Raw genomic sequence first — 18,051 nt, forward strand, 5'->3', positions numbered from 1 at the left:
TCTACTCCTCTAGGAAATTAGGCGTTCTCACATGACATGCTGCGGAATGGCCGCCCGGCTGAAGCGCTTCAAGCTCAGGCGAGACAGTCCGGCAGATGGGCACGGCGATGGGACATCGGGTCGAAAAGCGGCAACCTGGCGGTGGATTGGCCGGGCTCGGCAGATCCCCCTGCAGGATGATACGCTGCCGGCGACGCTGTGCTTTGGGATCGGGTAGCGGCACAGCGCTGAGCAGCGCTTCCGTATAGGGATGAACCGGCTTTTCAAAAACCTCCGCCGTCGTTCCGGTCTCGGCAATACGGCCAAGATACATAACAGCAACCCGGTCGGCGAAGTGACGCACGACGGAAAGGTCATGCGAGATGAACAGGTAGGACAGGCCCAGGCGCTGCTGCAATTCAAGCAGCAGGTTCAGGATCTGCGAGCGTATCGATACATCGAGCGCCGAGACCGGCTCGTCGAGGATAAGCAGCTTGGGCTGTAGCGCAATGGCGCGGGCAATGACGATGCGCTGGCGTTGGCCGCCGGAAAAGGCATTGGGCTTGCGGTCGGCATGGCCCGGATTGAGTCCCACGAGTTCCAGCAACTCCCCTACCCGTTGCCGGCGTTCCTCCCGCGTGCCTATACCGTGGATGATCAGCGGCTCGGCAATGCTCTCCCCGATGGTCAGCTTCGGATTGAGCGCAGACACCGGATCCTGGAACACGATCTGGATGTCTCGAGAGAGATCGGCGCGGCGCACCGAGGCGTCGCTCGTCACATCCTCGCCCTCGAAGACGATCCTACCCGATGTCGCCCGCTGCATACCGAGGATCGTCGCACCGAGAGTGGACTTGCCACAACCCGATTCCCCGACCAGCGCCAGACTTTCACCCGGCGCGATATCGAGATCGACGCCATCGACCGCCTTCAGCCAGCCGAGCGGACGACCGAGAAAGCCGCCGCGGATCGGGAAATGCACACGAAGGTCGCGCACGGAAAGAAGTGGCCCAGTCATGCGAGCCCTCCGGTCAGATCCTGATGCCAGCAGGCGGCACGGCGGTCCGCGCCTGCGGCGACAAGCGGCGGCGTCTGCCAACAGTCCTCGTCCGCCAAAGGACAGCGCGTCGAAAACCGACAGCCTTCCGGCCACGCGCCGATATCCGGAACCGTGCCGCTGATGGTCGGCAAGAGCGCCTTCGCCTTGCCATCCAGCCTCGGAATGGTCGATAGCAGCATCCGCGTATAGGGATGCTTTTGCTCCTCGAAGATCGCATCGACGGACGCCTCTTCGACGATGCGGCCGGCATACATCACTGCCACACGGTCGGCGATATCGGCGACAACGCCCATGTCATGGGTGATCAGCAGGATCGCCGTGCCGGTCTCGGCACGTAGTCGCTTCATCAGCTCCAGGATCTGCGCCTGGATTGTCACGTCGAGCGCCGTCGTCGGCTCGTCGGCGATCAGCAGGCGCGGCCGGGTGATCAGCGCCATGGCGATCATCGCCCTCTGGCACATGCCGCCCGAAAGTTCGAAGGGAAACTGGTGGAAGCGCATGGCCGGCTCGGGAATGCCGACCTCCTCGAGCATGGCGATCGCCTGCCGCTGTGCCTCCCTGCCCCTGACCCCGCGATGGACGATCAGGCTTTCGGCAATCTGCTTGCCGATCGGCATCAGTGGATTGAGCGAGGCGACCGGCTCCTGAAAGATCATCGCCATTTCGTCGCCGCGCAGGCGCTTCATGGCGGCGTTGTCAAGGCCGGCCAGCTCCTTGCCGCTCAGCCGGATAGACCCTTTGTTTCGCGCGGCGACACGCGGCAACAGGCCCATGACCGAAAACGCCGTCATCGACTTGCCACAACCGGATTCGCCGACCAGCGTAACGATCTCGCCAGAGGAAACCGAAAAGCCGACACCATCGACGACAGGCTTGCCGCCGATGGAGATATGCAGGTCTTCGACAGTCAGAACCGGAGCGGTCATTGGGGATCAGCCTCACGAACGGCAGCCCATGGGTTCTTTGGGTGAACCATGCCGGTATTGATGCCGTTGCGATGGAGAACCGCCGAGGGAACAGCGAAATTGACGGGGTAGAGCGTGTCCTCGATGACGTCGACATTGAATTCGGATGCGACGGTCGGCGCCACATCGGATGCGGCTGTCCGATTGACGCGGATGGTCGTGCCGCTGGCGTCGATGCGCGGGCTGAGGAAGGCATCCTCCAGCGACAGGCCGTAGGCTGCGACATAGGTGAGGATCTGCGTCACTGCCGGAACGATCTGCCGGCCGCCGGCCGCACCCAGCGCCAGCTCTGGCACTCCGTCACGCGTCGCAACGATCGGAGACATATTGGCAAGCGGCTTGCTGGCCGGCGCGATGGAGTTGGGCTGGCCCGGGCGCGGATCGAACCACATCATGCCGTTGTTGAGCGCGAAGCCTGTCTCCGGCACCACGACTTTTGAACCGAAACGCGACAGCAACGTGTTCGTGAGCGAAACCATGGTGCCATCGGCGTCGACAACACTGAGATGGCTGGTGCAACTTTCGCCAGAGGCATGACCGAGATGCTTGAGCCGATATTCGCTGGCGCGTCTGATTGCGCGAGCAAAGGCCAGAGCCGCGGTCCCACCGAAAGGATCATTCTCCGGCAGGCTGGTTTCCAGTTCGGACAATATCGCGCAAAGTGTCGGACCGCCAGAAAGCTCCGGCACGGCATGGATGACAAGGCCCTTGAAGTCCTGCTTCAATGGCGCCAGCCAACGCGGCGCGTAGCCGGCGAAATCCTTATTCGAAAGCACCGAACCGCCGTCTGTAAGCCCCTTGATCAGCTGATCGGCAAGTTCACCTTCATAGAAATCGCGCGGGCCGGCAGCAGCCAGCCTTTCCAGCGTCCTTGCCTTCGCCTTCATCGGCAGGAAGGCTTTGCGTCCAGCCTCCGGCACGCGTGGCGCACGGCCATTGTGCAGGAACAATTCCGAGGCTGCCGGAAATTGCGCCAGGTTGGCCCCGTCGATCGCCAGAGCCAGCGCCGCATACCAATCGAGCTGCAGGCCGCGATGCGCCTGTTCTATGGCCGGCGCAAGGGCATCAGCCCAGGAAATGGTGCCGAAGCGGGAAAGCGCCTCGGCAAAACCGGCAATGGCGCCCGGCACGCAGATCGAGCTGTAACCGATCAGATTGCGGTCGCCTTCGACCGATGGCCAGTCAAACCAGTCGCCATCGCGGCCGGAAACCAGCGGATAGTCGGCAGGATTGATCGCGGCGGGAGAGATCACGTTGAAATCTAGGACATCGACCGCGCCACCAGCATCGGCACGAACCAGGAAGCCGCCGCCGCCGATGCCCGACAGCCAAGGCTCGACGACACTGAGGACGAGTGCCGTCGTCACCGCCGCATCAATGGCATTGCCACCAGCCGAAAGCACTGCGGCTCCGGCTTCCGCCGCTCGCCAATTCTGGCAGGCGACCATGCCGTGTTTGCTGCGCGTTTCATGCTTGCCGATCTGCCAGGTCTCGCTCATGGGCGCATTCCAGACTGCGAGGGGCCGAAGCGAGACGGGCCGATCGCGATGGGAATATCAGCCTCGACCGCAAAACGGCCCCGGTTATTCGAGGACGCATGATGACGGGCGATGTCAGCAGCGGTGGCGACCCAGCTCGCAGGCTCCGCAGTGATCGCGTCGAGCAGTTTTTCCAGCATCGCGATGCGCTGCGCCCGTCCGGAGATCCAGTCATGGATGGTCAGCGTGAATAGTCCACCGAAGCGATGTTGCGCGCGCCATTCCGTCAGCCAGTCGTCCAACACCTGGGCGCCGGAAGACGGTGCCCAACGTTCGTTACCGCTATTCTCGAACTTGAAGAAGATTGCGTCGTCCAGCGCCCATTGCACGGGAATCTCGACCACGCCGTCGATCTCATAGGGATGATCGAAGCCCATGAGTGAGGAGTCGTAGGCAAGGCCGTTGCGGCGGATCTCGGCCAGCATATGCGGCGTCATTTCCCAGGCCGGCGAGCGGAAACCGATCGGCTTCTGTCCTGTCTGGGAAACGAAGAGCGCCAGACTGGCATCGAGCGCGGCGCTGAATTCCTCGTCACCGATATCGCCGACGAGCTCGTGAAAATATCCGTGCAGTCCAATTTCGTGCCCCGCGTCAACCAGTGCCGGCAGAAGCCCAGGATTGGATTGCGCAACGACGGCAGGCACATAGAAGCTTGCTTTAACGTCATAGCGTGCAAAGAGATCGAGGATACGGGTCATGCCCGTGCGCAGCCCGAAGCGGCGGACTTCCAATCGCGAGAGACGATTGGACAGCCCCTCCCGCTGCTCCCAGAGAAAGGGCGAGGTCGCATCGACATCGACGCTCAGAAGAACCGCGCTCTTCTTGCCTGCCGGCCATTCATAGGCGGGAAAGGGCGAAAAGCTGTGCGGGCGTGCGACCGTATCCTGACCCATCTCGTCTTCCTTCCTGACTTACAACGGCTTCTTCTTCGCCTGATAGACGGCAAGCGATCCGATGGAGTTGCCGCCATCGGCCGCCAACGTCGAGCCGGTGATATAGGCAGCGGCATCCGAGGCAAGAAAGAGCACGGCATTGGCCGCATCCGATGGCTGCGAGGGGCGACCGAGCGGGATGTTGCCGAGCACACTGTCGATATGCTCCTGCGTCAGATGGCTGACTTCACTGCCGGGCGCAAAACCAGGCTCGACGATGTTGACCCGTATGCCGAACTCGGCAAGCTCGATGGCAAGCCCCTTGTTCAACCGGTCCAGCGCCGTCTTCGAAACGCAATAGGGCACGACACTGAGCCGCATCTTGCGGGCCGCGCCGGAGGAGATGTTGATGATAGAGCCTTTGACGCCCTGATCGATCATCTGGCGCGCAACGCCCTGCGACACCAGGAACGGCGCGCGCAGATTGATGCCGAAAATCTTGTCCCAATCGTCAGCGTTGATATCGAGAAGGAAGCCGGATGGATAAATGCCGGCATTGTTGACCAGCACGTCGGCGGCGCTCCAATTTTCAGCGATGTAGGCTAGCAATGCCTTGATATCCGTATCCGATGTCAGGTCGGCCGCAAATTGAAGATGCCGGTCGCCTGCGAGACTTTCGGTAGCGGCGCTGAGGCGTGCCGGATCTTTGTCCGTCAGAAGGACGTGTGCACCAGCATTTGCAAAAGCCTGCGCGATCCAGCCGCCGAAGATTCCCGCAGCGCCGGTGACGACAACGCGTTTCCCTTTAAAGTCTTCTGAAAAATCAACCATGTGGCTCAATTGCTCCGTGGGTCGAGGCGATCACGCAGATGATCGCCGATAAAATTGACGGAAAGAACGAGAAGAAAGAGCGCGGCACCGGGCATGACCGAAAGCCACCAGGCCGTCGCGACGTAATTACGCCCGGTCGAGAGCATCGCGCCCCAGCTAGCCGTCGGCGGCTGCACACCGAGGCCAAGGAATGAGAGACCAGCCTCGAACAACACCATCAGTCCGAATTCGAGCGTTGCGACGACGATCAGCCCGCCGGCAATATTCGGCAGGACATGCCGCCACAGCACGCGAAACCAGCCCGCCCCCATGAACCGCGACAGGCGCAGATAGGGCATATTGGCAACCGTCAGCGTCTGGCCGTAGGCAACGCGCGCATAGCGCGGCCAGCGCGTCAACGCCAGGATCAGCACGACATTCAGAAGACCGGGGCCGAGCACGGCGACCGTGATGATCGCCAGAAGAATGGCGGGCACGGAGAGAACGATATCGACCAGACGCATGATGAGCGTCTCGGTCCAGCCGCGGTAGAAAGCGGCGAGCATGCCGATGACGGAGCCGAAAATTCCCGACAGCAACACGGAGGCCACCGCAACGAACAACGAGACCCGCGCGCCATAAATCAAGCGGCTGAGCGTATCGCGCCCGAGTTCATCGGAGCCGATCAGATAGAGCGCGTTGCGCGCCACCGTGCCCGGCGGCTTCAACCGGCCGAGGAGATTTTGGCTGTTCGGATCGTGCGGTGCGATCAACGGAGCGAAGATTGCCATCAGCACGATCAGGACCAGGACGACGACCGAGATCACAACGCCTGTGGGTGTGCGGCGAATAAGTCTTACCGATCCGGCGGCCGAAACACTCATACCTGTCTCCCGGAGAGACGAATGCGCGGATCGATGACGCTGTATAGAACATCGGCGAGAAGATTGAGCAGAATGGCGGCGGCAGCGCCAATCAGCACGACGCCCTGCACGATCGGGAAATCCCGCGCGCTGATTGCCTGTATCGTCAACTGGCCAAGGCCCGGCCAGGCAAATACGGTCTCGATGATGATCGCGCCGGTCAGCAGGTTGGCGATTTCGAGCGCCGATATCGTCACCAGTGGCACGGCTGCGTTGCGTAGCAAATGACGTATGACGATCCGCGCCATCGATAGGCCCTTGGCGTGGCCGGTGCGGACATAGTCCTTTTCCAGCTCATCCAGAACGGCGGTGCGGGCGACACGGGCGAAGGTCGCCATAGACAGAAAGCCCAAGGCGAAAGCGGGCATCAGCAGGCTTATCATACCGCTTGCACCCGACGTCGGGAGCCACCGTAGCACCACGCCGAACAGCATGATCAGAAGAATGGATGTCCAGAAAGTCGGCATCGACTGGCCGATCAGCACGAAGCTCATCAGCCAGCGCGATTCCCAGGAATGACGGCGCACGGCGATGAGAACGCCAATCGGCACGCCGAGCCCGAGTGCCACAACCAAGGCGCCCGATGCCAGCGACAATGTGTAGGGAAGGCGGCTGCCGATAATATCCAGCACCGGCATATGCTGGACATAGGACTGTCCGAGATCGAAGCGCAACAAGCCGGCCAGGAAGCGGAGATATTGGAGATAAAGCGGTTGATCGAACCCGAGGGCCGCCCTCATGATGTCGATATCGGCCCTGCTCGCATCCGGCGGCACGAGCAACAGCACAGGATCACCGGTCAGGCGTTGCAGAAAGAAGACGAGCGTCACCACGCCGAACAACGCGACGAGGGCCTGCAACAGACGCTTGGCGATGAATGCAGGCACGTCTTGCTCCCATCATTGGAGACCGCAGGAAAACTGAAGGAGGAGTTAGCTCATCCGCTTCGGGTTGACTTCGCTCTTGGATAAGGCGGTTGCGGGTAAATCCGCCGCCGGCGTCCTCACCTTCTTTGAAGTCGTCTGGACAACGACAACGTCGGCTTCCAGAAACCGCGCCTGCGCGAACCGCGCGAAGGTCTCGCAGATTTCCGCCAGGCATTCGCGCGCCGCCTGCGCTCGACCCGAGCGTTTGGCATCAACAAAGGCGCTCCAATCGGCCAGCGGCAGCTTTTGACCACCACTCGCCTCGAGGAAACCGATATAACGCTCTGATTTATCCCAGAGATTTTCGAGCCAGCCGGCGATCAACGGCGCCCTCAGATGCGTCACAAGCAAATGCTTCACTTGACGCTCGTAACGCCGCGCCGGAACGATCTGCTCGTCCAGGCCGGCTGTGCGCGCGGCAGCAAAAGCCGCATGCATGTCACACAGCGTCTCCAGACGTCTGAATTCCTCAGCCGGAAGCTCGACATCCGCCAGCAGTGGCTCCAGTTGGCGACGGCCGAGGATCACCTCCCGCAGGCCAATGGCGGTAATCGGCGTAACCTTCCAGCCGCTGCGTGGCTGGGACGAGACGAAACCGGAATGCGCCAGCCGGGCAAGAGCTGCACGCACGATGCCGCGCCCCACACCATAGTCCTTGCAAATCCCGACCTCGGACAGCCGCTCGCCGGGAGCAAGCGCGCCGGACATGATGGAATGCCTCAGTCTATCCTCGGCAATCGAGACAGCATCCGGCATGCCGGTCGGCAGGAAAGGGCTTCGAGTATCAAACATGAACGCAAAACTAACATCTCAGTTTAATATATTGAAGTGTCAGTTTTGCGCGGACTCGCGATATTGCGGACTATTTTGCTGAGCCAGGGATCGGTTCAGGAAAAAATCGGCAGTGAAATCGACCACGCCTTCCTCCGATCGGAAGATGGTGCGGTCAAAGCCGGAAAAAAGCTGGCTCAGCCTTCAAGCTCGACGGCACTTCTGCTCAGCATGCGAAGGAAGTCCACATCGTCGCCGATCAGGCCGTCAATCAGCCTATCCTTGACGCAACGTCGGATCGAGGGGAGCGGATCCCGACCGCTCTGCCAGAATCTCACAAGCCGTTCCGGCAGCGGCAGGCTCAGACGCACCGCAATCCCGGCCTCCTGGAAGGCTTCCGCGTCGGTGCGATGAAAGTAGTTCAGCTCCAGCGAAACACCGTCGATGCCGCCTGAACGCATGGAACTGATCATATCCACGGGGCGATGATGCAGGATCGCCTCCGTCTGCAGGCGCGGCTCGATTTCCTTCACGCGGCGCAGATCGAGATGATCGAAGGAGGAGATGGCGACATGCTTGAATGCGTCCATGTCCCGCAGCGTCCCGATCATGACATCGGCGAGCCGATCGGCGCGTTCGCGCTCTTTTATCTCGATGGCAAGGCGCGTGTCGGTCTGCTTGGCCCAGGTGATCACCTCGGCAAGCGTCGGCGCGCGGGTGCCGGCAAAGCGAGGATCGAATTTCGCACCGGCGTCCAGCGTCAGGATCTCGTCGAGATCATGATCGCCGACAAAGCCCCAGCCGTCGGTGGTGCGCTCCAGCGTGCGGTCGTGCATGACGACGATCTTGTCGTCGCGGGTCAGCATCAGATCGATTTCGCTCTCATTGGCGCCGGCATCCACGCCCTTTTGAAAGGCGAGAATGGTGTTTTCCGGAAAGTGCCGGCTGAAACCACGGTGAGCAGCAATGCGAAGCGATCCGTGACGGGCAGCGTGAAGAGACAAAGGCACGGGAATTCTCCTTGAATATGAAACGGTTATTGCTGAAAGCTCAGTGCAGCGTCGGATCGAGGGCGTCGCGCAGATAGTCCCCGATCAGGCTAATCGACAGCGACAGCAGGAAGATCGCGATCCCCGGCAGCATCGAAATCCACCACTCAGTCATCATGTAGTCGCGACCAGCTCCCACCATACTGCCGAGGCTGACCAGCGGCGGCTGGATGCCAAGCCCCAGGAAACTCAGCACCGATTCCTGCAGCAGGATCTCGGGCAGGATTACGGTCAGATTGACCAGCACGACCGAGAGGATGTTCGGCAGCACATGCATGAACGCGATGCGCCCGGTGCTCGCACCATTGCGCTTTAGCGCCGCGACATAGCCGCGCTCAAGCTCCAAACCGGCCATGGTGCGGACGAGCCGGGCATAGCGCTCCCAGCCATAGAGGCCGAGCAGCAGCATGAAGAGCCAGAGATTGTCGCCGAAGAAGGCAAGCACCGCGAGCGCGATAATCAGGAAGGGCATCGACGCCTGAAAATCCACCGCGACCCGGATCAGCATGTCGGCAAATCCGCGACGAAAGGCTGCCAGCAGGCCAAGCGTTGTGCCAAGTGTGAGGCTGATCGCCGATGCGCCGAGCGCGATCAGCAGGCTGGTGCGAAGCCCGTAGAAGAGACGGCTCAGAATATCGCGGCCGAGTTCGTCCGTACCAAGAACGTGCCGAAGCGTACCGCCGAACAAGAGCGGCGGCACCTTGCGGGCATGAAGATCGATCTGCGCGAAGCCATAGGGCGCAAGCAGATTGGCAAAGACTGCAGCCAAGATGAAGGTGATGAGGACGACCATGCAGATCGCGGTCATCAGATCCAGCTTGGCGCTACGCGGCGATCTCCCGGCCTTGGCCTTGGTGAGATCGTCCACGCCGGTCGCTGTATTCGCCATGGTGATACCTTTCGAGAACGCGGCTCAGGCCGCCCGATGCCGCAGGCGCGGATCGGCGAGAATGTAAAGAAAGTCGATGAGCAGGTTGGCGCTCACCATGGTGGCGGTGACGAGAATGACGATGGTCTGCACGATGTTGAGATCGCGCTGCGCCACCGAGGAGACGAGAAAGCGGCCGACGCCGGGCCAGGCATAGACGGTCTCGACCACGGCCGCCCCGCCGATCATGCCGCCGATCAGGAAGCCGAGCATGGTCAGGAGTGGCAGGGCTGCATTGGGCATAACATGCTGCCACAGCACGGCGCGCTCGCCGATGCGCTTGGCGCGCGCCGCCAGGATATAGCGCTGCCCCAACACTTCCAGCGTGCTGGAACGGACGAAACGGGCGATGATGCCGGCATTGTAAAGGCCGATGACCAGAACCGGCATGACCAGATGCGCTGCCGTTGACCCGCCGCCGCTCGGCAACCACCGGAGCGATACGGCGAAGAGCTGGATCAGCAGGATGGCGATGAGGAAATTCGGGAGGGAATGCATCAGCACCGCCAGCGCCATGACGAAGCGGTCGATCAGGCTGCCACGGTTTTGCGCGGCGAGAATACCGAGCGGCACGCCAGCCCCGAATGCCACCACAAGGGCAGCTCCCATCAACTCCAACGTTGCGGGAACTTTGGAGAAAACCAGCATCAGTGCATTCTGCCCGTTCACCAGCGATGTGCCGAAATCGCCACGAAGAAGATGGCCGAGATAGGAGAAATACTGGATGTAAAGCGGCTGATCGAGGCCCCATTGCTGCCGCATGAGCGCCACGACTTCTGGTGGCGTCTCGATCGGCAACAGCGAATGCAAGGGATCGCCGCTGACGCGCAGGATGATGAAGGTGAAGGTTATGGCGAGGAAAAGCGTGACGATGGCCCTAAGAAGGGCGCGGATGACGGCCTGGAACATCGCGGGTCTCCCTAGAGCGTTTCGAGAACGGTATTTGTCTGGCGCACCCTCTGCCGGCGTCCGCGCGGGACGGCAGCCAGAAGCTTCGCGGTGTAGGGATGCGCGGGGTTCGAGAAAACCTCTTCCGTGCGGCCGGTCTCCACGATCTCACCCGCTTCCATGATCGCCACCTGGTGGGATACGTGGCGCACGACCCGCACGTCATGGCTTATGAACAGCAAGGACAGGCCGCGGGCACGCTGAAGTTCAAGCAAAAGGTTGAGAACCTGGGCCTGCACCGAAACATCGAGCGCCGAAACAGGCTCGTCGCAGAGCAGAATTTGCGGCTCGACGATCAGCGCGCGAGCAATGGCGACACGCTGGCGTTGGCCGCCGGAAAGCTGATGCGGGAATTTCTGTAAGGCCGAAGCTGGAAGGCTGACGGCCTTGAACGTCTCGGCGGCGCGATCATGCCGGCTTGCCGGCTCGCCGATCGCATGGATTGCCAGCGTTTCCTGCATCTGGTGCCCAACGCTACGGCGCGGATCGAGCGCGCCAAGCGTATCTTGAGAAATCACCTGGAGGTGCTTCGCAAGCCCTCGCCTGTTCGGCTTCATCAGGTTGGTGAAGGATTGGCCGAACAGTTCGATGTGACCCGAGGTCGGAACCCGGTCACCGCAGAGAAGCGAGGCCAGGGTGGACTTGCCGCAGCCGGATTCCCCGACCAGACCGAGCGTCTCGCCGGGCTTCAATTCCAGGCTCACATCCTTGATCGCGTGGAAGCCCTGGGTTCGTCGCGGCAACAGGGAGAAACCGGACGAGTAGGAGAATTGTAGGTTACGGGCGACGAGCGCGAGAGCCGCTCCATTCCCATTCAACTGCGACCTTGTCTCAGACATCGTGGGCACTCCATGGATTGAAGCAGGCAAGCGACGACACCCCCGCGATCAAGGGCGGAACTGCGGTTGCGCAATGCGCCTCGACGCGCGGGCATCGCGGGGAGAAGGCGCATGCGGAGGGCATTGCGTCATGCAGTTTCAGTTCACCGGGAATATCCGCCAGCTTTTCCAGCGGCGTGCCCCGCCCGGGCATCGCTTCCAGCAGCAGTCGCGTATAGGGATGGCGGGGATTGTCGTAGATGTTGTCGGTGGTGTTGAGCTCGACCAGCGATCCCGCATACATCACCGCGATGCGGTCGCAGACTTCAGAGACGAGATCGAGATCGTGGCTGATGAAGATCATCGGGATGCCGCGCTCGCGCACCGCCTTGACGAGCAAGGCCACCACCTGCGCCTGAACGGTAACGTCGAGCGCCGTCGTCGGCTCGTCGGCGATGATCAGCCGTGGCTGCATGGCAAGCGCCGTTGCGATCATCACGCGCTGGCACATGCCGCCGGAAAACTGCGCCGGATAGGCGTTGTAGCGCGTCTCCGGCTGTGGAATGGCCACTTCCGCCAGAAGACGCAACGCCTCGGCCTTCGCCTCGCCCGCCGACATGCCGGCGCTCATCGCCGCCTCGGCAATCTGTGAGCCGATGGTGCGCACCGGATCGAGACAGGAGACCGGCTCCTGGAAAATCAGACCGATGGACGGCAGTTTCGATCGCGCCATCGCCCCGAGTTCCGCCGCGTCATACATGGCGTCCTCGAAGGAGATGAACCCGGTGGCGCTCGCCGTCGGTCCGAGCAAGCCGGCAAGGGCGAGACAGGTCACGCTCTTGCCCGAACCGCTTTCTCCGACGATGCCGAGGATTTCACCCTCGGCAAGGTCAAAGGAGACATTGTTGACCGGATGGGACCGGCCGGTCTTGGTCCGAAACGTAACGCTCAGATTGTCGACCGAAAGAACAGGAGTGGCCATTGAGAACGGCTCAGCTCTTCTGCTCTTCGAAGGAAAGGCTGCCAGCGCCCAGATCCATCTGGAAGGCCGGCAACGGTTGCCACTTAATCCCATTGCGGATGCCGAAGAACACAGCGTTCTGATGAAGAACCGTTTCGGCCGGGTCTTCCCATTCGGCCAGATGCAGCATGTCGCGGAATATCTTGGCGCGGTCGGCTGGATCGACCGCCGTTTCCATTTTCGCGCCGAGGGCATCGAAATCTGCATTCTGCCAGATCTTGAACGAGTTCAGGTTACCGGCTGCTCCGAACTGGGTATAGAAGGAAATGAAGGGATCCGGGATCTGCGCCGTGCTCGACCAGTTGCCGGTTGCGCGGCTGGAGGTGCCTTCGAACAGCTTGCCGCCTTCAACGAATTTCATCTTGGCATTGACGCCGATGGCCTGCCACATGGCGACCACGGCCTGGGTGACCGGATTTTCCGCCGCGTAGTAGTTGTTCTGCGAGCGAACTTCGATTTCCTCACCGTTATAGCCGGCATCCTTCAGAAGCTGCATGGCCTGATCCGGGTCGTATTTATAGGCCGGATAATCCTTGAGATAGACGGGGCCGTAGAGCTCGAATTGCAAGCCGTTCGGAACCCGCGTGCGGCCGTTCCAGATCGTGTCGACGATGGCCTGGCGGTCGATGGCGAGGATGAGAGCCTGGCGGACGCGCGGGTCCTTCAGCGCCGGATTGGTCTTGTCGAAAAACAGAATGCGATGGTTCGGTACCGGGCCGCCGACGATCGCGTGGCCGGGGCTATCGGAGACGGAGGAGAGCTGATCGGGTGGAAGATCGGTGACGATATCATAGTCACCGGCAAGAAGACCGGCGATACGCGAGGAGACTTCCGGCACGATGCGCAAGGTCACGCGCTTGGCGGCGGGCTTGCCGCGGAGCGCCTGGTCGTGGGACACAAGGACCACGCTTTCGTTGGCAGTATAGCTCTCGACCTTGTAAGGGCCGGCGCCGACCGGCTTCTGGCGCCAGGTCGTCCAGTTTCCGCCATTCTTCTGCCAGGCGTCCTTGCTGATGACCGAGGCGGCATAGCATGCCAGACGCTGCAGGAAGATCGGATCCTGAAACTTGGTGACGAAGCGCACCGTCAACGGATCGACCACCTCGACATGATCGAGGCTGGTGAAACTGGTGCGATAGGTGGGATAACCCGGCGCATCCTTGTTGAGCAGTCGCTCGGGACCAAAGGAGAAGGCCACGTCTTCGGCGGTCATTTCGCGGCCATCGTGGAAGATCACGCCGGGACGCAGCTTCATTTCCAGAACAGTCGGAGAGATCCAGGTCCAGGACGCGCCGAGATTGGGCTTCACGGAGAAATCCCCCCGCATGTCGAGAGCGAGAACCGTTTCGTGGATCGAGTAATTGTTGCGGAAAGCGACGTTACTGGCCGCGTCGACCGTCTCCTGCGAGACCGGGTTCAGCTGAACGGCGATGCGAAGCTCGGGCCTGTTGTCGCCGGCATCATCCGCAAAGGCGGGTAGCGCCGGCATCAGGGTCGAGAGGCTGGCAGCGGCCCCCATCAACAAGGTCGTGCGGCGGGTAACGACCGTATTCAGGCCGTTGAAGGTGTTCTCGGACATCGGCAGAGTCTCCGGTTCGTGCTTGCACAAACGTTTGCGCAAAGGAAGAATGGCTACCTGCCGTGAAAAACTCTCTTCGAACTAGGCAGGAGGAATTTGCCGCAAACTAGGGACGTCCGATGACGCACGTATGACAAGTTCCGGCGGAACAAGTCGCATTGGCCGCGTGGCAGCGCGAACCTCCGGCGAAAGCCCCACCAGCTCGACAAGCAGATCGAGCGAAGCTTCGCAAAGACGATCGGTCGGCTGCGCCACCGTCGTCAGGGGCGGCGACCAGTAGGCGGTGTCGGGGACATTGTCATAGCCGACGACGGATACATCGCCTGGAATTGTCAGCCCCATATCCCGCAGCGACGCCACGACCTCGATCGCAAGCCCGTCGCTTCCGCAAATCAAAGCAGTTGGCCCTGTAAAAGGCGACGCCAATTGCTGACGAAACGCCTCGCGATCCGCCTCCCCTCTTTCAAAGGAAATGACACCACCCTCGATCGCGCCAGCACTTTCACTGACCATCTCCCCGAAAATCGTTCGGCGATCACGAAGAGCGCTTCGACTCTCGCGATAGACAAAGGAGATGCGGCGGTGTCCGAGCGCAACCAGATGATCGAACAGCAAACCCATGCCGAGCCGTTCATCGGTCAAGACCGCCGGTTTCGATCCGGTGAGACCACCGCAAAGCGTCACATGCGCCTTGCCCATCCGGTCGAGATGATCGCACAGAGCTTCATGGCCCGGCAGGTCGGTGACCATGACGACGCCGTCAAAAAAGTCGTCCTGAAACAAACGCAGTTGCCCCGCGACATCACCGGCATCAGCCTTCGCCTGCGCGACCAGCAGCTCCATCCCCCGCCTCTGCGCGGCCGCCTGCAGGCAGCTAGTCAGATGCGGCTGGTAGTGACCCGAGAGGCTGCCGACAATGGCGCCGAATACGCCCGTGCGGTGAGTTCTGAGCGAGGTGGCCAGCCGGTTGACGACATAGCCGACCTCGCGCGCCGTCGCCCTGACCCGCTCCTGCGTTTCCAGGCTGATACGGGCATCCGTGCGGTCGTTCAGGACGCGCGACACCGTCGCAGCCGAAACCCCGGCCAGCCGCGCCACGTCCATGATTCCTATTCTCGCCGGTGTCTTCACATCTCCCCCAAAGCACTCGTCCGCTGCGCGGCGACAATGGCGAAACGCCGCCGCCAGGGCAAGCCGCCCACCCCGTAATCAAGCTGCGCGCGCATTCACGTCACGCGCTTATGCCGATCTGGAACATCAGTTTCACCGGATTTCTGCCGCACGACTACACGTCCTCGCATTGCCAAGCAGGAGAACCCCGGTCTAGCTAGGGCGGATCAATTTAGTGCGTAATAAGCATTTGTTATTACAGGAGCGACCAGTCCATGTCCGTCATACGCGAAACTTTGACCCTATCTCATTCTGGTGCCGTGCAGGCGCTTGTGGCCGCAATTGCACATGCCGAGAAAATCGGCGTTCCACAATGTATCTTCATCGTCGACGCCAGCGGCGAGACCATCACCAGCATCCGGATGGACGGCGCGAAGTATCTGAGCATGCATACGGCCCGCGCCAAGGCGCGGACAGCTGCCTCAAGCAACGCGCCGACGGGCACTATGTCCTTCGAATTCGGCACGGCCGCCGGTATCGCGTCGCAAGGCGGCGTCACGCATCTGCCCGGCGGCTTGCCCATCCGCTTCGGTAGCCGGTTTGCCGGCGCCATTGGTGTGGGGTCCGGCACCGGGGATCAGGATTTCGAAGTCGCTCGCGCCGCCCTCGCGGCCATCGGAGCCGACGCGGTTTAAAACGCCCCTCTCCACCGGAGCCTGCGTTGGGCGTCCGGCGCAGGCGCTACCGTATCCATGGCGGCGGCGGCTTCTACTGCTCTCTCACCAGTTTCAACACAAGCTGCTGGAGATTGCCGCCGTCGCTGAATTCGACCTTGTCGAAGTCGCTGTTTCGCTGCCGCTCGCTTTTGGAAATCTCACCAAGCCGCTTCGTCAGCTCTACCCGGATCGTGCTGCATTTCGGGTCATTGGGCACGGAGAAACCGACGCTAATCGCTTCGATTTCCTTGACCATGTCCTTGATGAACCCACCATGCACACGCTCATGCGCTTCGACGCCGGCAATGAAGTGCTGCCAGCTCCTGCGGGTCGCACCAGTCAGCTGCGCAGAGGGTTTCGGCAATGTGTAGGTGATGATCAGCTTCGGTATGTTGACAGTGATCATGCAAGCGCCGTCCGGCTGCGGCTCGTATTTCCGCGTCCAGGTCAGCTTGAAATCGGTATGGGCAATTGCCCTCGTTTTACCGCCGAGGAATGGGCCGCGCTCCCCAATCGAGTCATAGAGTTCCGCGCCGGATTTGCCCGCGATGGCATAGGTCTGCACCTTTTCAACCGCTTGCCATTCCGCCTGGGCGACCATTGGAAACGAGGCTACGCTGCTCGCCAGCACACAAAGTCGAACGCCTGTCCTCACGAAAATCCCCACCGAGCCAATACCTTACGACGGTGAACTTAACCGTCATGAGCTTCGCGTTCAATGATCGACCGCACTCAAGAGGTAGTCGAGGAGCTCAGGAATTCCTCCGCGTCCTCCCGGCTCATATCGAAAACCGTCTTGCCGATCCCGAAACTGAATCCGTTGCGAGCGAAGGCCGACAATTCCTTCGCCTTCCGCTTCTCATCGAGATCGCCGCGACGGAATGGCCCGAAGCCGCGCTTTCGCGCAAAGATGACCGCTGCGCGCGCATCGTCCGCTCCGTCCAGCGCCGCAATGACCGTTTCGCTGTCTATCCCCTTCGAGGAAAGCTTGAAGGCAATGGCCTTCTTCGATTTGCCGGAGCGCACGGCCGAGCGCGTGCTGATCTCGGCATAGGTGACATCGTTGAGCGCATTCTGGTCGTAGGCAAACTTGACCGCATAATCCGCGACGGCCTTGATCTGCTCGTCGCTGATGTCTTCGAACTTCTGCTTCGCCTTTTTGGTGATCGCGTCGAACAATTGCTTTTCGGTCATCATCTTGCGTTCAAGACGATAGATCGTCGAGTTGCGTGCCCAGGACAGCATTCGGGGTGTTGGTATCGGAGTTTCGTCCATGGCTGAGAGATATTCGCGGATCGATGAGGCGAAGATTCGGAGTCCGCGATTGTTACGTCACGCTCTCCACTTGCGCAATGCGCCGCTATTCCGCGAAGAAATCCGCATTCTCGGCGGCGATGCGCTCGATAGCGGCAAAGGCGGTGCGCAGATGCGCCTGCATCACCTTGGTGGCGCCTTCGGGATCGCCCGCGACCACGCGATTGACCAGATCCTCATGCTGGCGAAAGATCATCTCCAGCCAATCGATCCGCTCGAGTGAAAGATAGCGAAGACGGTCGAGCGAAACCTTTGCCGAGGCGATCATACCCCAGACATGGGGATGTCCGGCGATTTCCATCAGTGCGCGGTGCATCGCCTCGTCCGACAGAAAAAAGCCGATATGGTCGCCCTTGCCGATCAGCCGGCGCTGATCTTCCAGAAACCGATGCAGCCGGGATTCCTTGTCTGTAACGGACGATGTGGCGGCCTCGGCGACGGCGCTGCATTCCAGCATTTCGCGCACAAACTGTGCGTCACGAACCGCGCTGATCTCGATGGGCGCGACATAGGTGCCGACCTGCGGCACCACCACCAAAAAGCCTGCGTCAGCAAGCCTTTGAAACACTTGGCGAACGGGCGTCCGGCTCAACCCCACCTCGTCGGCAATCTTCGTTTCCGAAATCGCCGCGCCCGGTCTGAGCTCACCGGTCAGAATCCGCATATAGAGGACGTCGTAGAGGTCCTTAATGCTCATGCGGGGGCGGATTGGGGATACGGTCAT

The 18,051-nt window shown here is 61.1% G+C and carries 19 protein-coding genes; 1 reads left to right on the forward strand and 18 read right to left on the reverse strand.

The window, feature by feature from the left end; genetic code table 11:
- Position 1: 1 nt before the first annotated feature.
- The 15 genes from HB780_RS07850 to HB780_RS07920 all read right to left on the reverse strand — a co-directional run bounded on the left by HB780_RS07850 (position 2) and on the right by HB780_RS07920 (position 15,291).
- Positions 2-997, reverse strand: a complete 996-nt coding sequence (locus HB780_RS07850; RefSeq protein WP_183689457.1) for an ABC transporter ATP-binding protein — start codon at positions 995-997, stop codon at positions 2-4.
- The gene (locus HB780_RS07855; RefSeq protein ID WP_183689458.1) at positions 994-1,965 is read right to left on the reverse strand and encodes an ABC transporter ATP-binding protein; all 972 of its coding nucleotides are present in this window, start codon (positions 1,963-1,965) and stop codon (positions 994-996) included. The genes HB780_RS07850 and HB780_RS07855 overlap by 4 nt, the downstream gene beginning before the upstream one ends.
- Positions 1,962-3,503 (reverse strand): gamma-glutamyltransferase family protein, encoded by a 1,542-nt coding sequence (locus HB780_RS07860; RefSeq protein WP_183689459.1) that lies wholly within the window; start codon positions 3,501-3,503, stop codon positions 1,962-1,964. Before HB780_RS07860 ends, HB780_RS07855 begins: the two co-directional genes overlap by 4 nt.
- Entirely contained in the window at positions 3,500-4,435 is a 936-nt protein-coding gene (locus tag HB780_RS07865) for a polysaccharide deacetylase family protein (RefSeq protein WP_183689460.1), read from the reverse strand. Before HB780_RS07865 ends, HB780_RS07860 begins: the two co-directional genes overlap by 4 nt.
- Positions 4,436-4,453: 18 nt before the next feature.
- Positions 4,454-5,245, reverse strand: coding sequence for an SDR family NAD(P)-dependent oxidoreductase (locus tag HB780_RS07870; RefSeq protein WP_183689461.1), 792 nt, complete (start codon positions 5,243-5,245; stop codon positions 4,454-4,456).
- Positions 5,246-5,250: 5 nt separating this feature from the next.
- The gene (locus HB780_RS07875; RefSeq protein WP_183689462.1) at positions 5,251-6,108 is read right to left on the reverse strand and encodes an ABC transporter permease; all 858 of its coding nucleotides are present in this window, start codon (positions 6,106-6,108) and stop codon (positions 5,251-5,253) included.
- Entirely contained in the window at positions 6,105-7,034 is a 930-nt protein-coding gene (locus HB780_RS07880) for an ABC transporter permease (RefSeq protein ID WP_183689463.1), read from the reverse strand. The genes HB780_RS07875 and HB780_RS07880 overlap by 4 nt, the downstream gene beginning before the upstream one ends.
- Positions 7,035-7,079: 45 nt before the next feature.
- Positions 7,080-7,865, reverse strand: a complete 786-nt coding sequence (locus HB780_RS07885; protein WP_183689464.1) for a GntR family transcriptional regulator — start codon at positions 7,863-7,865, stop codon at positions 7,080-7,082.
- 176 nt (positions 7,866-8,041) lie between these two features.
- Complete coding sequence (locus HB780_RS07890; protein WP_183689465.1) at positions 8,042-8,854, reverse strand: glycerophosphodiester phosphodiesterase; 813 nt, start codon at positions 8,852-8,854, stop codon at positions 8,042-8,044.
- A 40-nt stretch (positions 8,855-8,894) separates the two neighbouring features.
- A complete protein-coding gene (locus tag HB780_RS07895) occupies positions 8,895-9,782 on the reverse strand; it encodes an ABC transporter permease (RefSeq protein WP_183689466.1) in 888 nt (295 codons plus the stop codon).
- 24 nt (positions 9,783-9,806) lie between these two features.
- On the reverse strand, positions 9,807-10,730 hold the full coding sequence (locus HB780_RS07900; RefSeq protein WP_183689467.1) for an ABC transporter permease: 924 nt from the start codon (positions 10,728-10,730) through the stop codon (positions 9,807-9,809).
- 11 nt (positions 10,731-10,741) lie between these two features.
- Positions 10,742-11,608, reverse strand: a complete 867-nt coding sequence (locus HB780_RS07905; protein WP_183689468.1) for an ATP-binding cassette domain-containing protein — start codon at positions 11,606-11,608, stop codon at positions 10,742-10,744.
- Positions 11,601-12,569, reverse strand: a complete 969-nt coding sequence (locus HB780_RS07910; RefSeq protein WP_183689469.1) for an ABC transporter ATP-binding protein — start codon at positions 12,567-12,569, stop codon at positions 11,601-11,603. Before HB780_RS07910 ends, HB780_RS07905 begins: the two co-directional genes overlap by 8 nt.
- A gap of 10 nt (positions 12,570-12,579) precedes the next feature.
- A complete protein-coding gene (locus HB780_RS07915) occupies positions 12,580-14,187 on the reverse strand; it encodes an ABC transporter substrate-binding protein (RefSeq protein WP_183689470.1) in 1,608 nt (535 codons plus the stop codon).
- 81 nt (positions 14,188-14,268) lie between these two features.
- On the reverse strand, positions 14,269-15,291 hold the full coding sequence (locus HB780_RS07920) for a LacI family DNA-binding transcriptional regulator (protein WP_183689471.1): 1,023 nt from the start codon (positions 15,289-15,291) through the stop codon (positions 14,269-14,271).
- 281 nt (positions 15,292-15,572) lie between these two features.
- Between HB780_RS07920 and HB780_RS07925 the strand changes: the two genes are divergently transcribed.
- Entirely contained in the window at positions 15,573-15,992 is a 420-nt protein-coding gene (locus HB780_RS07925; RefSeq protein WP_183689472.1) for a GlcG/HbpS family heme-binding protein, read from the forward strand.
- Between the two features lie 73 nt (positions 15,993-16,065).
- On the opposite strand, the gene HB780_RS07930 is transcribed toward HB780_RS07925, so the two are convergent.
- The 3 genes from HB780_RS07930 to HB780_RS07940 all read right to left on the reverse strand — a co-directional run bounded on the left by HB780_RS07930 (position 16,066) and on the right by HB780_RS07940 (position 18,051).
- Entirely contained in the window at positions 16,066-16,614 is a 549-nt protein-coding gene (locus tag HB780_RS07930) for a DUF922 domain-containing Zn-dependent protease (protein WP_286203031.1), read from the reverse strand.
- 131 nt (positions 16,615-16,745) lie between these two features.
- On the reverse strand, positions 16,746-17,288 hold the full coding sequence (recX, locus tag HB780_RS07935) for a recombination regulator RecX (RefSeq protein WP_183689474.1): 543 nt from the start codon (positions 17,286-17,288) through the stop codon (positions 16,746-16,748).
- Between the two features lie 85 nt (positions 17,289-17,373).
- Complete coding sequence (locus tag HB780_RS07940; protein ID WP_183689475.1) at positions 17,374-18,051, reverse strand: GntR family transcriptional regulator; 678 nt, start codon at positions 18,049-18,051, stop codon at positions 17,374-17,376.

It is taken from the genome of Rhizobium lusitanum (assembly GCF_014189535.1).
Classification (GTDB): domain Bacteria; phylum Pseudomonadota; class Alphaproteobacteria; order Rhizobiales; family Rhizobiaceae; genus Rhizobium; species Rhizobium lusitanum_C.